Genomic DNA, 14,137 nt, shown 5'->3' on the forward strand with positions numbered 1-14,137 from the left:
AGTGCCACGGCTCCTGCGTTGTTGCGCCACCCAGAAGGTGGCGCAACAACGCAGGAGGCCAGCTTGTCAGTCGCTCCGAGCGCGCCATTCCACCCAGCTCTTCACCACCAGGGTCAACAGCGCCAGCATGGCGAGCAGCGAGGCCACGGCGAAGGCGGCGGCGAAGTTGTATTCGTTGTAAAGAATCTCGACGTGCAAGGGCAGGGTATTGGTCTCGCCGCGGATGTGCCCGGACACCACCGACACCGCACCGAACTCGCCCATGGCACGGGCGTTGCTCAGGATCACGCCGTAGAGCAGCGCCCAGCGGATATTGGGGAGCGTGACGTGCCAGAACACCTGCCAGCCGCGCGCGCCCAGCACCACCGCCGCTTCTTCTTCCTCCCGGCCTTGCGCCTGCATCAGCGGGATCAGCTCGCGGGCGATGAACGGGACGGTGACGAACACCGTCGCCAGCACGATGCCGGGGATGGCGAAGATGATCTTGATGTCGTGCGCCGACAGCCACGGCCCGAACCAGCCGTGGTTGCTGAACACCAGCACGTAGACCAGGCCCGCCACCACCGGCGACACCGAGAACGGCAGGTCGATCAACGTGATCAGGAGCTGCTTGCCGTGGAACTCGAAGCGGGTGATCGCCCACGCCGCCGCCACGCCGAACACCAGGTTGAGCGGCACCGAGATCGCCGCCGCGCTCAGCGTGAGCCAGATCGCCGAGCGCGCGTCGGGCTCGGTCAGCGCCTCGAGATAGGTGCCCCAGCCCTTGGCCAGGGCCTCGACGAACACCACCGCGAGCGGCAACAGCAGGAACACGGCGAAGAAGCCCAGCGCCAGCACCAGGATGCTGCCCTTGACCCAGGGGTTCTCGCGGGTGGCCTGGCGGCTTTCCAGCAGCGCGGCGCGGTCGTGCTGGGCGTACAGATTGCTGACAGTTGCACTCATTACGCGCTCCTCCCGCTACGTTTCGCTTGCCACGCCTGCAGCCCGTTGATCGCCAACAGCAGCAGGAACGACACCACCAGCATCACGCTGGCAATCGCCGTGGCGCCACGGTAATCGTATTGTTCGAGCTTGCTGATGATCATCAGCGGGGTGATTTCCGACACCATCGGGATGTTGCCGGCGATGAAGATCACCGAGCCGTACTCGCCGACGGCGCGCGCGAAGGCCAGCGCGAAACCGGTCATCAGCGCCGGCTGCAGCGCTGGCAGGATGACGTGGCGGAAGGTCTGCCAGCGGTGCGCGCCGAGGCTGGTGGCGGCTTCTTCCAGCTCGGTGTCGAGGTCTTCCAGCACCGGCTGCACCGTGCGCACCACGAAGGGCAGACCGATGAACACCAGCGCCACCAGCACGCCCAGCGGGCCGAATGCCACCTTGATGCCCAGCGGCTCGAGATGGCGGCCGATCCAGCCGTTGCCGGCGTACAGCGCGGTGAGCGCGATGCCGGCCACCGCGGTGGGCAAGGCGAACGGCAGGTCGACCAGGGCATCGACCAGTTTCTTGCCGGGAAAGCGGTAGCGCACCAGCGACCATGCCAACAGCAGGCCGAACACGCTGTTGATGGTGGCGGCCAACAGCGCCATGCCGAAGCTCAGGCGGTACGAGGCCAGCACGCGCGGCGCCGTGACGGCCTGCCAGAACGCGTCCAGCGGCATGGCGGCGGTCTTGATGAACACCGCCGCGAGCGGAATCAGCACGATCAGCGACAGATAGCTGATGGTGTAGCCCAGTGACAGCGTGAACCCCGGCAAGACGCGCGGGAGGGTGGCGGACTTCATGCGCTTCCTCCCTTGCTTGGTGAACGATTGGACATATGGCGACTCCCCTTAATAACCGAAACCAGCATATAAGCAGTTCCCTTATTCTAAAAATAAGGAATTCTTCGATGCTTATTCGAATTCCGGAAAAGGGAATCGGGCAGGTGCCGATAACCGGAATGCCTGTCGATCACAAAAAAACACGCCGGTCGGGCGACGCGGCGTGATGAAGTGGAGAACGGCTGAGGGGAGGCGGCGTCGGCTTAGCGGGCCTGGATCTGATCGAACACGCCGCCGTCGGCGAAGTGGGTCTTCTGCGCCTTGCTCCAGCCGCCGAACAGCTGGTCGATGGTGAACAGCTTCAGTTGTTTGGACGCTCCGGGGCTGAACTGGCTGGCGTACTTGGCGGCAATCCTGGCGTCGCGCGGACGGTAGTAGTTCTGCGCCGCCAGCTCCTGGCCCTCCGGGGTGTACAGGTACTGCAGGTAGGCCTCGGCCACCTTGCGCGTGCCGTGCTTGTCGACCACCTTGTCCACCACGCTGACCGGCGGCTCGGCCAGGATGGAGACCGAAGGCGTGACGATGTCGAACTTGTCCGGCCCCAGCTCCTTGGTGGAAAGGTAGGCCTCGTTTTCCCAGGCCAGCAGCACGTCGCCGATGCCGCGCTGGGTGAAGGTGACGGTGGCGCCGCGCGCGCCGGAATCCAGCACCTTGACGTGCTGGTAGACCTTCTTGACGAAGTCCCTGGCCTTGGCGTCGTTGCCGCCCGGCTGCTTCAGCGCGTAACCCCACGCCGCCAGGTAGTTCCAGCGCGCGCCGCCGGAGGTTTTCGGGTTCGGCGTCACCACGTCCACGCCCGGCTTGATCAGGTCGTTCCAGTCGTGGATGCCTTTGGGGTTGCCCTTGCGCACCAGGAACACGATGGTCGAGGTGTAGGGCGAGGCGTTGTTGGGCAGGCGCTTCTGCCAATTCGGCGGAATCAGCTTGGCTTCGGTGTTCAAGGCATCCACGTCGTAGCCCAGCGCCAGCGTCACCACGTCGGCCTCCAGGCCGTCGATCACCGCGCGCGCCTGCTTGCCGGAGCCGCCGTGCGACTGCTTGACGCTGACGGCTTCACCGGTCTTGGCTTTCCAGTACTTGGCGAAAGCGGTGTTGAAGTCCTGGTACAGCTCGCGCGTCGGGTCGTAGGAGACGTTGAGCAGGGAGACGTCGGCCAGGGCCGGGGCGGCGGCGCCCAGCAGGGCGAGGGTGGAGGCCAGAACGGGGAAGGTGCGCAAGGACATGGTGCGGTTCCTGTTTCGGTTTGGAATGGTCACCACTGTAGCCACGCCGTTTTGTTTCCCGAACCAAGAAAAACGGCAAAGCAAATTCCTTGCGCTGATTTGGCGCCGCGCGGTTCAGGCGGCCCGGTGCTGGAACTGGGCGACGCTCAGCCCCAGCTCGTCGATCAGGCCGTCGAGGCGGTGCGTGGCGTCGGCGATGGTCTCGGTTTCCGCCGTCAGCGTGCGCGTGGCTTCGCCCATCGCCGTGATGGTGCCGGCGAACTGGACGAAGCCCTGGTTCTGGCTGGCCTCGGCGCTCGACACCTGCCGCAGCAGCCCGCCCAGGCGGTGGGTGTCGCCGATGATGCCGGCGAGCCTGTCCTGCGCCGCCAGGGCGTGGCTGCGTCCGGCCTGCATCTGGGTGTTGCCGTCGCGCATGGCGTCGACCGACTGGTTGGTGCCGTCGACGATGAGGCGGATCTTCTGCTCGATGTCGAGCGTGGCGCCCTGCGTTCTTTCGGCCAACTTGCGTACCTCGTCCGCCACCACGGCGAAGCCGCGTCCCGATTCGCCGGCGCGTGCCGCCTCGATCGCGGCGTTGAGCGCCAGCAGGTTGGTCTGCTCGGCGATGTCGCGGATCAGCTGCACGATGCCGCTCACCTCGGCGCTGCATTTTTCCAGCGCCTCGAGCCGGCTGGCGGCGTGCGAGATCACCTGGCCGGCCTGGTTGAGCTGGTCCACCGCCTGGTCCATGGCCTGCCCGCCCAGGCTGGCGGCCTGGCCGGCGTCCTCCGCCATGCGCGTGGCGCTGATCGACTGCTCGGTGTTTTCACCGGTGACCACCGCCATCTGCTGCGCCGACACCACCATGTCTTCGGTGCGCTGGCGCTGCTCGGCCATGGTGCGCGCCATCAGCGTGGTGCTGCTGGCGATCTCGCGGCTGGCCGAGGCGGCGGCGTGGATCGAGCGCCTGACCTGCTCCATCATCTGCTGCATGGCCTGGGTGGCGCGTTCGGCTTCGGTGCGCGCCGTTTCCAGTTTCTGGAAGCCCTGCGCCTTGGCCTTGTCGAAGGCCCAGGCCAGGCTCAGCACCACCAGCGACAGGCCGGCCAGCGACTTGGCCAAGAGCCTGGGATGCTCGTCGGTGGGAATCGGCACCTCGGGCAGGGCGCCCGGATCGCTCTCGAGCAGCAGGAACAGGCCGATGGCGAGCAGCGTCAGCAGCGTCCACGCCACGCCGGAGCGCCGCCCGCCGACGAAGATCGCGGTGAACGGAATCGAGGCGTACCACACCACGCTGGACGACAGGATGCCGCCGTTGACGTAGCCCATCCAGCCCACCAGCGCGAACATGCAGCCGATGGTGAACTCGGCGGTGAAGCGGATGGCGCCGGTGAGCTTGAGCAGCACCGGCCCCAGCAGCAGGCCGGCGCCGCCGGCCAGGAGACCCCAGGCCATGGCCGGGTGGTGCAGCTCGAAATAGGACAGCGCGAACACCGGCACGATCAGCCCGGCCAAGAGCCCGACGCTGATCACGGTGCGGGCGCGGATGGCCAGCTCGTGCGACTCGCGCACCCGATCCGGAATGAACCATTCGGTAATGTGGCGGATAGCCATGTTGAATCCTCCCGTTCCTCGATTGTTATGTCGTTGTTTGTTGTGTGTTTTTCGGGGCGTGCAAACGTAAAAAAACCCGCCGCACCAATCTAAAACAAGTGTTTGATTGATGCAACGGGTTGAGCCGCAGCGTGGTGTGTTTTCACCACGTCGGGCGGGGGCGGGGCGGCTTCAGCCGGCTTGCTGGTCGGCCTGGATCGCGGTCAGCGCGATGGTGTAGACGATGTCGTCGACCAGCGCGCCGCGCGACAGGTCGTTCACCGGCTTCCTCAGCCCCTGCAGCATCGGGCCGACGCTGACCACGTTGGCCGAACGCTGCACCGCCTTGTAGGTGGTGTTGCCGGTGTTGAGTTCGGGGAACACGAACACCGTGGCGCGGCCGGCCACCGGGCTGTCCGGCGCCTTCTGCCGGCCGACGCTCTCCACGCTGGCGGCGTCGTACTGCATCGGGCCGTCGATGATCAGGTCGGGGCGCTTCTCGCGCGCCAGCCGCGTCGCTTCGCGCACCTTCTCCACGTCGTCGCCGCTGCCGGACGAGCCGGTGGAGTAGGAGATCATCGCCACGCGCGGCGGGATGCCGAAGGCGGCGGCGGAATCGGCCGACTGGATGGCGATGTCGGCCAGTTCGTCGGCGCTCGGGTCCGGGTTCACCGCGCAGTCGCCGTAGACCAGCACCTGCTCCGGCATCAGCATGAAGAACACCGACGACACCAGTTTCGCCTCGGGCGCGGTCTTGATCAGCTGCAGCGCCGGGCGGATGGTGTTGGCGGTGGTGTGCACCGCGCCCGACACCAGGCCGTCCACCTCGTCCAGCGCCAGCATCATGGTGCCCAGCACCACGTTGTCCTCCAGCTGCTGCTCGGCCATCGGCGCATTGAGGCCCTTGTTCTTGCGCAGTTCGATCATCGGCTCGATGTAGCGGCCGCGTACCTCGTTCGGGTCCATGATCTCGATGTCGGCCGGCAGGGCCACGCCCTGCGCCTCGGCCACCTGTTCGATCTCGGCACGGCTGCCGATCAGCACGCACTGCGCAATGCGCTTCTCGTGGCAGATCGCGGCGGCCTTGATGGTGCGCGGCTCGTTGCCCTCCGGCAGCACGATGCGCTTGTTGGCCTGGCGCGCCTTTTCCATCAGCTGGAAGCGGAACGCCGGGGGCGGCAGACGGTGCTCGCGCGGCGCGCCGACACGGTTGCGCAGCGCCTTGGCATCGAGGTGCTCGGCGACGAAGTCGATCACCTGTTCCATGCGCTCCAGGTCGTCGGCCGGCACCTGCAGGCTCATATTGGTCAGCAGGCTGGTGGTCTCCAGCGTGTTCGACTCCGAAGCCAGCACCGGCAGGCCGCTGGTGAAGGCCTGGTGGCACAGCTGCTGGATGCGCGGATCGGGCATCGCGTCGCAGGTCAGCAGCAAGCCGGCCAGCGGCACGCCGTTCATGCTGGCCATGGCGGTGGCGAGCACGATGTCCTCGCGGTCGCCCGGCGTCACGATCAATGCGCCTGGCTTCAGCAGGTGCACGATGTTGGGCACGGTGCGCGCGGTGATCACGGTGCTGCGCACGCGGCGGCGCGTCATCTGACCGGCGTGCACCAGGCGCGCCTTGAGGTAGTTGGCCACGTCCATGGTGCGCGGTGCCAACAGCTCGGGTTCGAGCGGAATCGCGCCCAAGAGCGGCAGGCGGTTGTGCTGCAGCGCCTGGCTCGACTCCAGGATCTCCAGTGCCATCTGCGCGGTGTCATGCTGCTTCGAGACGCGGTTGAGGATGTAGCCGGCGGTGCTGCCGTGGTCGCCGCCGAAGGCCTGGATGCTGATTTCCAGCTGTTCGGCGATCTCGTGGCTGGCCAGCTTGTCGGCGGCGCCGACCAGGATGGTTTGCGCCTGCAGGTTGCGTGCGATCCGGGTGTTGAGGAAGGTGGAGTAGGGGTGCTTCTGGTCCGGCACCAGTCCCTCCACGATCACCACGTCGACGTTGCGGGCCGCCTGCTGGTACAGGCTGACCACCTCTTCCATCAGCTGGTCGACCTGGCCCTGGCTGAGGAAATGCTCCACCCGCTCCATCGTGAGCGGCTCCGGCGAGGCCAGGTGACAGATGGCGCGGGCGAAGTGGGTGGAACGCTCGGGTTCGTGATGGCCGGCACCCTGGGCGATCGGCTTGACGAAGCCAACGCGCAGCCCGGCCTGCTCCAGCGCGCGGATCATGCCCAGCGCCACCGAGGTCAGCCCGGCATCAAAGCCCAGCGGGGCCAGAAAGAAGGTCTGCATGAAATCGTTCCTGTCTTAGCGGGTGAGGGCGGCGGGCGTGGCCAGGGCGGCGGTGTCCAGCGCGATCATCAGTTCTTCGTTGGTGTTGATCACCAGCGCCGGCACCGAGCCCGGCGTGGTGATGCAGCCCGCCTGGCCGCGGATGCAGCGCTGGTTGGCGGCGGCGTCCAGCCGCAGGCCGAGAAAGCCCAGCAGCTTGACCACGCGTTCGCGCAGGTAGGACGAGTTCTCGCCGATGCCGCCGGTGAACAGCACCGCATCGAGCCGGCCCAGCGCCACCGTCAGCGCGGCGATCTGCTTGGCCAGTCGGTAGCTGAACACCTCCAGCGCCAGCTGCGCGGCACCGTCGCCGGCCAGGGCGGCGTCTTCCAGCTCACGGCAGTCGCTCGACAGCTCCGACAGACCCAATAGGCCGCTCTGCTTGTTCAGGAGTTCGGTGATGGCGTTGACATCGAGCTTCAGCTCGCTGGCCAGGTAGCCGAACAGCCCCGGGTCGACGTCGCCGGAGCGCGTCCCCATCACCAGCCCTTCCAGCGGGGTCAGCCCCATCGTGGTGTCGACGCTCTTGCCGCCGAGGATGGCCGCGGCCGAGGCGCCGTTGCCGAGGTGGGCGCAGACCACGGCGATGTCCTCGAGCGGCTTGCCCAGCATGCGCGCCGCTTCGGCGCTGACGAAGCGGTAGCTGGTGCCGTGAAAGCCGTAGCGGCGCACGCCGTGCTCGCGGTACAGCGCCATCGGCACCGGGTAGAGGTAGGCGCGCTGCGGCATGCTCTGGTGAAAGGCGGTATCGAACACCGCCACCTGCGGCAGGCCGGGGAAGCAGGCGATGGCGGTGCGGATGCCCAGCACGTGGGCCGGGTTGTGCAGCGGCGCCAGGCGGGCGCAGTCTTCGATGGCGGCGATCACCTCGTCATCGATGAGGGTGGAGGCCTTGAAGCGTTCGCCGCCGTGCACCACGCGGTGGCCGATGGCCTGCACGCTGTCGAACAGTCCGCGCCCTTGCAGTTGGGCGAGGATGGCACGCATCGCCGCGGCGTGGTTGCCTTCGGCCAACGTCTGCACCGTTTTCTCGCCTTGATGCTTGAAGGTGATCTGGGCGTCGTCGAGCCCCAGCTTTTCGGCGAGGCCGGTCAGACTGGCGTGCTGCGTGGTGGTGTCGATGAGGGCGAATTTCAGCGAGGAGCTGCCGCAGTTGATGACGAGAATGCTCGAACTCATAGGCTTAGTCTTGCAAATTACGGGTGAATGATAAAAAAACGCGTCTCCCGTGGTGTTTCGACAAACAGTCGGCTCGCAGGCCGCGGTCTGGGCCGGCGGCGGCGTGTCGTCCCCGTGGCATGGCTGCCCGCCGGTGTGTGTTGGCGGGTAGTGCCTGCAGGGCGTGGCCCGGTGGCGGTTGTGTTACGGCACCTGGCGTGACTGTGTCGAAGTGTGTGCGGCGCAGACTATAGCACATAGTCTGACGCTAATGTTGCGCTGCATCAAATGTACAAGACTCTGATTTGTTGCGGGAAAAAAGGGTAAATTGGATTTGTGGCGCAACGATGCCGGAAATTGGCGACAAGGCACCCTCTCCGCGTTTTGTGGCGCGGTAAAAAAAGCTTGCCGGGGCAGGGGAATGGGGGCACAATCCCGGCCTCGGACCCGGCAGGGTCCTTTGTGTTTTTTTGAATCTGTTCCGTAAACTCGTCTTCTTAACAGCGAGATTCGGCTGGTCTTATATCTTCTTCCACGGAGGTGTGGGAATAATGTCTGATCTGGCTTCACCGCAGTTGCTTCAAGCGTCTGCCGCTCAGCTCCCCGTTTATACCTATTTCGACCCGGCGTTCTACGAACTGGAGCAAAAGCTGCTGTTCGCCGATGCGCCGCAATACTACGGCCACGAACTGATGGTGCCCAACGAAGGGGACTACCAGACGCTGGCCTGGATGGACCACGGCAAGATGCTCAAGCGCGTCGACGGCGAGGTCAAGCTGATCTCCAACGTCTGTCGCCATCGCCAGGCCACCATCTACCAGGGGCGCGGCAACGGTAACCACATCGTGTGCAATCTGCACGGCTGGACCTACGACAAGGGCGGCAGCCTGGTCGGCGCGCCGCACTTCCCGCAGACGCCGTGCCTCAACCTGGGCCAGACCGCGCTCACCAGCTGGAACGGCCTGCTGTTCGACGCCCGCCGCGACGTCGCCGCCGACCTCGCCAAGCTCGCCGTGGCCAAGCACCTGAGCTTCGACGGCTACGCCTTCCACAGCGCCCACGTCACCGAGTACGACTTCAACTGGAAGACCTTCATCGAGGTCTATTCCGAGGACTACCACGTCGACCCGTTCCACCCCGGCCTTGGCCACTTCGTCGACTGCGGCGACCTCAAGTGGGAATGGGGCGACCAGTACCACGTGCAGACGGTCGGGGTGAAGAACAAGCTGGCCCGTCCCGGCTCCAAGGTCTACGGCGCCTGGCACGACGAAGTGCTGCGCCGCTTCGCCGAGCGTCAGCCGGAATTCGGCGCGATCTGGCTCACCTACTACCCGAACATCATGATCGAGTGGTATCCGCACGTGCTGGTGGCCAGCGTGGCCATTCCGCGCGGCCCGGAGAAGTGCACGGTGATCACCGAGTTCTACTATCCCGAAGAAGTGGTGTGGTTCGAGCCGGAATTCATCGAGGCCGAGCAGGCGGCGTACTTCGAAACCGCCAAGGAAGACGACGAAATCTGCTATCGCATGCACCAGGGGCGCAAGGCGCTGTGGCTGCGCGGCGAGAGCGAGGTCGGTCCTTACCAGTCGCCGACCGAAGATGGCATGCAGCACTTCCACGAGTTCTACCGGCGCCTGATGGGCGAGCACCTGGCTGGCTAAGCCCGGTGATTCGGTGCACAATGGCGAGGCGCGGATTTCCGCGCCTTTTTGTTTATCCGATCCGGTAATGCCTGCTACCTCCCGCCTTCTCGCGCTGTTCCTGCTACTGTTCGCCGTTGCGGCACAAGCGGCCTATCTCGACCCGCTCGACCGCCTGAGCTTCACCGTCCCGACCGGCTGGAAGGTGCGCGTCACCCGCGTCGATGGCGTGCGCACGCTGCGCGTGGTGCCGCCCAAGGCCGACGAGCGCGAACGCGCGGCGATCAGCGTGGAAATCCACCGGCGACACCTGGCGCGTGGCGAAACGCTGGAAACGTTGGCCGAACGCTACCGCCGTGCCGACGGCGATCGCGAGGCCGCCAGCCTCGTGCGATGGGTGCCGACCGCCGGGCGCCTCACCGTGAGCTACCGCGAAGGGCAGTTCGTTTCCGACAGCCTGTGGATCATCCGCCGCAATCTGCAGGTGTTCCTGCTGACAGGCCAGCACGACGTGATCGAGGCGCGCTGCGCCGCCAATGCCTCCGAGTACCACACCTACCGCCGCTCGCTGGAGTCGGTCTGCCTGTCGCTGGTGGTGCAGAAGGGCCGCTCATGAACCGGGTCGTGGCCTGGGCTCCGGGTTGGCAGCGCCTGCGCAGCGGCCGCCTGGGGGCCGGCTGGATGGTGGTGGCGGCGCTGTTCTTCGCGCTCATGGGCGTCTTCGTCAAGGTCGGCGGGCGCTCCTTCGGCGCGCTCGAATTGCTGTTCTACCGCACCCTGTTCGGCGCGCTGATGCTGGGTGGGGTGATGGTGGCGCGCCGGCGCAATCCGCTGACGCCCAACTGGCGCGGGCACCTGCAGCGCAGCCTGATCGGCTACGTGTCGATGGGCTTGCTGTTCTACGCGCTGACGCACCTGCCGCTCGCCACCGCCATCACGCTCAACTACACCTCGTCGCTGTTCTTCACCCTGATCTGCCTGGTGCGGTTGAAAGAACCGCTGACGCGCACCGCGGCGCTGGCCCTGGCGGTGGGGTTTGGCGGCATCCTGCTGCTGCTTCGGCCAACCTTTGCCAGCGACATGTGGTTTGCCGCCGCCATGGGGCTGGCCTCTGGCGCCAGCGCCGGATTCGCCGTATTCCAGGTGCGTGAACTCGGCAAGATGGGGGAGGCGCCGTGGCGCGTGGTGTTCTGGTTTTTCGCCATCTCCTCGGTGTTCGGCGCGGTACTGCTGCTGCTCGGCCCCGGCTTCACCCCGTTGAGCGTGGAGACCTTCTGGCCCCTGCTGGGTGTCGGTCTCACCGGCATGTGCGGCCAGCTCGCCATGACCCGCGCCTACAAGGACGGCAGCAAATTCCTGGTGGCGAGCTTCGCCTACCTCACGGTGGCGTTCTCCGCGGTGCTGGGGGTGCTGCTGTGGGGCGACGTCCTGCCGCTCGAGGCGCTCGCCGGCATCCTGCTGATCGTTTTTTCCGGGGTGCTGGCGGCGCGCCGCTGAACCCGCTTCGTCCAATCCTTTCTATTGCAACATGATGAAACCTACCGAGCCGGCGTTGGCCGCTCCCGACGTTCCCGTTTCCCGCTGGCGCCTCGGCTCGGCGTGGATGGTGGTCGCCGCGCTGTTCTTTGGTCTGATGGGGCTGTTCGTCAAGCTGGGCGCGCAGCATTTCTCCTCGACGGAACTGGTGTTCTGGCGCACGGCCTTCGGCACCCTGACGCTCGGTGTGGCGGCGTGCTGGCGCCGTGAGCGCTTCGTCACGCCGCATCTGCGCTACCACGTGCAGCGTGGGCTGATCGGCTATATCTCGCTGCTGCTGTACTTCTACGCCATCGCCCACCTGCCGCTGTCCACGGCGGTCACGCTCAACTACACCTCGCCGTTGTTCCTCGCCCTGCTGTCGGTGCTGGTGCTGCGCGAACGCCTCTCTTCCAGGGCCGTGGCCGCACTGGCGCTGGGCTTCGTCGGCGTGGTGCTGCTGCTGCGGCCCACGCTGGCCGGCGAGCGCTGGGAAGCGGGCTTGCTCGGCCTGGGCTCCGGCCTGCTCGCGGGGTGGTCCTACCTGCACGTGCGCGAACTGGGCCGGCTGGGCGAGCCGGAATGGCGCGTGGTGTTCTACTTCGCGCTGATTTCCACTGCCGGCGGCGCCGTCCTGATGCAGTTCGACCGCTGGCATGTCGTCACCGCCACCAACGTCTGGCTGCTGCTGGGGCTGGGCTTCACCGCCACCGTGGCGCAACTGGCGATGACGCGGGCGTACAAGGTCGGCCGCAAGCTGGTGGCGGCCAACCTGTCCTATCTGACCGTGGTGTTTTCCACCCTGCTGGGCGTGCTGGTGTGGCAAGATAGCCTGACGCTGGCCAGTTTCGTTGCGATGACGTTGATCGTGATCAGCGGCATCCTCGCCAGCCGGCGCTAGAATAACAATGAGTCCCCTCACCTCAGGAGCAAAGGCATGATCTCCATTCGCGAGCAGGATTACGGCCTCGATGTGGCCTTGTTCAACGAATTCACCCTGGAAGACTTCAAGGAGCTCGAGGTGGCATTGATGAAGCGCATTGCCGAGCATGGCAAGCCCGACATCTTCCTCGACCTCTCGGAACTGAAGGATTTCACCATCGACATGGCGGTCGAGGAATTACGCTTCGTCCGCGCCCACGACAAGGAGCTCGGGCGCGTCGCCATCGTGGTCGAAGACGTCTGGATCAAGCTCGCTGCGCACATCGCCGGCCTGATGTCCCACACCAAGGTACAGTACTTCGACACGGCCGAAGCCGCCCAGGCCTGGCTGGCGGGGCCTGTCGCCGCTTGATTTTGCGGGCAGACGGGCTACAGTATCGGCTTTTTTCCGACGACAAGAACAAAGCCGATGTTGCCTAGCATTGCCCGCCGCCTCGCGGCAGAACTCAACGTCCGCGAAGCCCAGGTGGCTGCCACGGTCGAACTGATCGACGGTGGCGCCACCGTTCCCTTCATCGCCCGCTACCGCAAGGAAGTCACCGGCGGGCTCGACGACACCCAGCTGCGCACGCTGGACGAGCGCCTGCGCTATCTGCGCGAGCTCGACGAGCGCCGTGACGCCATCCTCAATAGCATCACCGAGCAGGGCAAGCTCACCCCCGAGCTGCAGGCCGCGCTGTACGGTGCCGACAACAAAACCACGCTGGAAGACCTCTATCTTCCCTACAAGCCCAAGCGTCGCACCAAGGCCCAGATCGCCCGCGAGGCCGGGCTCGAGCCGTTGGCCGAAAGCCTGCTGGCCGACCCGTCGCAGGACCCGTCGGCCGCGGCCGAGGCTTACGTCGACGCCGGCAAGGGCGTTGCCGATGCCAAGGCGGCGCTCGACGGCGCGCGTGCCATCCTGATCGAACGCTTCGCCGAAGACGCCGGACTGCTCGGCCGTCTGCGCGACAAGCTGTGGAGCGAGGGCGAGCTCGCCGCCAGCGTGGTGGCCGGCAAGGAAGAAGAGGGCGCCAAGTTCTCCGACTACTTCGCGCACCGCGAACCGATCCGCTCCACTCCGTCGCACCGTGCGCTGGCACTGCTGCGCGGCCGTAACGAGGGCGTGCTGTCGGTCGCCATCAAATACCAGCCGGACGAAACGCCGATCACCGAACGCTCCGCCTACGAGCAACTCATCGCCGCCCACGTCGGCGTGCACGACGCCGGCCGCCCGGCCGACAAGTGGCTGCTCGACACCGTGCGTCTGACCTGGCGCGCCAAGATCTTCCTGTCGCTCGAGCTGGAACTGGTATCGCGGGTCAAGGAAGCCGCCGACGCCGAGGCGATCAAGGTGTTTTCGGCCAACCTGCACGATCTGCTGCTGGCCGCCCCGGCAGGCCAGCGCCCGACGCTCGGCCTCGACCCGGGCCTGCGCACCGGCACCAAGGTCGCGGTGGTCGACAACACCGGCAAGGTGGTCGCCACTAGCACCATCTACCCGCACGCGCCGCGAAACGATTGGGATCGTTCCATCGCCGAGCTGGCGGTGCTGGCGGCACGCCACAAGGTCGAGCTGATTGCCATCGGCAACGGCACTGCCAGTCGTGAAACCGACAAGCTGGCGCAGGATCTGATCAAGCGTCACCCCGAACTCGGTCTGACCAAGATCGTGGTGTCCGAAGCCGGTGCCTCGGTGTACTCGGCGTCCGAACTCGCCGCCAAGGAATTTCCCGACCTCGACGTCAGTCTGCGTGGCGCCGTCTCCATCGCCCGCCGCCTGCAGGACCCGCTGGCCGAACTGGTCAAGATCGATCCCAAGTCGATCGGCGTCGGTCAATACCAGCACGACGTCAACCAAAGTCAGTTGGCCCGCGCGCTGGACGGCGTGGTCGAAGACGGCGTGAACGCCGTCGGCGTCGACGTCAACACTGCCTCCGTACCGCTGCTGGCGCGGGTGTCCGGCCTC

General features: G+C 66.2%; 12 protein-coding genes (1 of these 12 running past the window's edge). 6 read left to right on the forward strand and 6 right to left on the reverse strand.

The genetic code is table 11. From position 1 onward, the window contains the following. Positions 1–66: 66 nt before the first annotated feature. The 6 genes from cysW to NH8B_RS07770 form a co-directional block, all read right to left on the reverse strand. Positions 67–942, reverse strand: a complete 876-nt coding sequence (cysW, locus tag NH8B_RS07745) for a sulfate ABC transporter permease subunit CysW (protein ID WP_014086780.1) — start codon at positions 940–942, stop codon at positions 67–69. Then, complete coding sequence (gene cysT / locus NH8B_RS07750) at positions 942–1,778, reverse strand: sulfate ABC transporter permease subunit CysT (RefSeq protein ID WP_014086781.1); 837 nt, start codon at positions 1,776–1,778, stop codon at positions 942–944. The genes cysW and cysT overlap by 1 nt, the downstream gene beginning before the upstream one ends. A gap of 242 nt (positions 1,779–2,020) precedes the next feature. Beyond that, positions 2,021–3,040, reverse strand: coding sequence for a sulfate ABC transporter substrate-binding protein (locus NH8B_RS07755; RefSeq protein WP_014086782.1), 1,020 nt, complete (start codon positions 3,038–3,040; stop codon positions 2,021–2,023). A gap of 114 nt (positions 3,041–3,154) precedes the next feature. After that, on the reverse strand, positions 3,155–4,636 hold the full coding sequence (locus tag NH8B_RS07760; protein WP_014086783.1) for a methyl-accepting chemotaxis protein: 1,482 nt from the start codon (positions 4,634–4,636) through the stop codon (positions 3,155–3,157). Positions 4,637–4,807: 171 nt separating this feature from the next. Further along, on the reverse strand, positions 4,808–6,895 hold the full coding sequence (pta, locus tag NH8B_RS07765) for a phosphate acetyltransferase (RefSeq protein WP_014086784.1): 2,088 nt from the start codon (positions 6,893–6,895) through the stop codon (positions 4,808–4,810). Between the two features lie 15 nt (positions 6,896–6,910). Next, positions 6,911–8,113 (reverse strand): acetate/propionate family kinase, encoded by a 1,203-nt coding sequence (locus NH8B_RS07770; protein ID WP_014086785.1) that lies wholly within the window; start codon positions 8,111–8,113, stop codon positions 6,911–6,913. 530 nt (positions 8,114–8,643) lie between these two features. Here NH8B_RS07770 and NH8B_RS07775 point away from each other — a divergent pair. The 6 genes from NH8B_RS07775 to NH8B_RS07800 all read left to right on the forward strand — a co-directional run. Further along, the gene (locus tag NH8B_RS07775; protein WP_014086786.1) at positions 8,644–9,753 is read left to right on the forward strand and encodes an aromatic ring-hydroxylating oxygenase subunit alpha; all 1,110 of its coding nucleotides are present in this window, start codon (positions 8,644–8,646) and stop codon (positions 9,751–9,753) included. Between the two features lie 67 nt (positions 9,754–9,820). After that, complete coding sequence (locus NH8B_RS07780; protein WP_014086787.1) at positions 9,821–10,348, forward strand: hypothetical protein; 528 nt, start codon at positions 9,821–9,823, stop codon at positions 10,346–10,348. Then, a complete protein-coding gene (locus tag NH8B_RS07785) occupies positions 10,345–11,229 on the forward strand; it encodes a DMT family transporter (RefSeq protein ID WP_014086788.1) in 885 nt (294 codons plus the stop codon). The genes NH8B_RS07780 and NH8B_RS07785 overlap by 4 nt, the downstream gene beginning before the upstream one ends. Before the next feature lie 31 nt (positions 11,230–11,260). Then, on the forward strand, positions 11,261–12,148 hold the full coding sequence (locus tag NH8B_RS07790) for a DMT family transporter (protein WP_083844246.1): 888 nt from the start codon (positions 11,261–11,263) through the stop codon (positions 12,146–12,148). Positions 12,149–12,184: 36 nt separating this feature from the next. Next, positions 12,185–12,541, forward strand: a complete 357-nt coding sequence (locus tag NH8B_RS07795; protein ID WP_008953873.1) for a SpoIIAA family protein — start codon at positions 12,185–12,187, stop codon at positions 12,539–12,541. Positions 12,542–12,598: 57 nt separating this feature from the next. Beyond that, positions 12,599–14,137, forward strand: partial view of a Tex family protein gene (locus NH8B_RS07800; RefSeq protein WP_014086790.1) — the 5' portion only. Its footprint extends 765 nt past the window's final position; the window shows 1,539 of its 2,304 coding nt (coding positions 1–1,539); its start codon is at positions 12,599–12,601; its stop codon lies beyond the right edge, outside the window.

Origin of the sequence: Pseudogulbenkiania sp. NH8B, assembly GCF_000283535.1 — a bacterium.
Lineage (GTDB): Bacteria > Pseudomonadota > Gammaproteobacteria > Burkholderiales > Chromobacteriaceae > Pseudogulbenkiania > Pseudogulbenkiania ferrooxidans.

Bases quoted from the DNA above. Each gene is read 5' to 3' on its own strand.
- cysW (WP_014086780.1), bottom strand. From the start codon at position 942: ATGAGTGCAACTGTCAGCAATCTGTACGCCCAGCACGACCGCGCCGCG.
- cysT (WP_014086781.1), bottom strand. From the start codon at position 1,778: ATGAAGTCCGCCACCCTCCCGCGCGTCTTGCCGGGGTTCACGCTGTCA.
- NH8B_RS07755 (WP_014086782.1), bottom strand. From the start codon at position 3,040: ATGTCCTTGCGCACCTTCCCCGTTCTGGCCTCCACCCTCGCCCTGCTG.
- NH8B_RS07760 (WP_014086783.1), bottom strand. From the start codon at position 4,636: ATGGCTATCCGCCACATTACCGAATGGTTCATTCCGGATCGGGTGCGC.
- pta (WP_014086784.1), bottom strand. From the start codon at position 6,895: ATGCAGACCTTCTTTCTGGCCCCGCTGGGCTTTGATGCCGGGCTGACC.
- NH8B_RS07770 (WP_014086785.1), bottom strand. From the start codon at position 8,113: ATGAGTTCGAGCATTCTCGTCATCAACTGCGGCAGCTCCTCGCTGAAA.
- NH8B_RS07775 (WP_014086786.1), top strand. From the start codon at position 8,644: ATGTCTGATCTGGCTTCACCGCAGTTGCTTCAAGCGTCTGCCGCTCAG.
- NH8B_RS07780 (WP_014086787.1), top strand. From the start codon at position 9,821: ATGCCTGCTACCTCCCGCCTTCTCGCGCTGTTCCTGCTACTGTTCGCC.
- NH8B_RS07785 (WP_014086788.1), top strand. From the start codon at position 10,345: ATGAACCGGGTCGTGGCCTGGGCTCCGGGTTGGCAGCGCCTGCGCAGC.
- NH8B_RS07790 (WP_083844246.1), top strand. From the start codon at position 11,261: ATGATGAAACCTACCGAGCCGGCGTTGGCCGCTCCCGACGTTCCCGTT.
- NH8B_RS07795 (WP_008953873.1), top strand. From the start codon at position 12,185: ATGATCTCCATTCGCGAGCAGGATTACGGCCTCGATGTGGCCTTGTTC.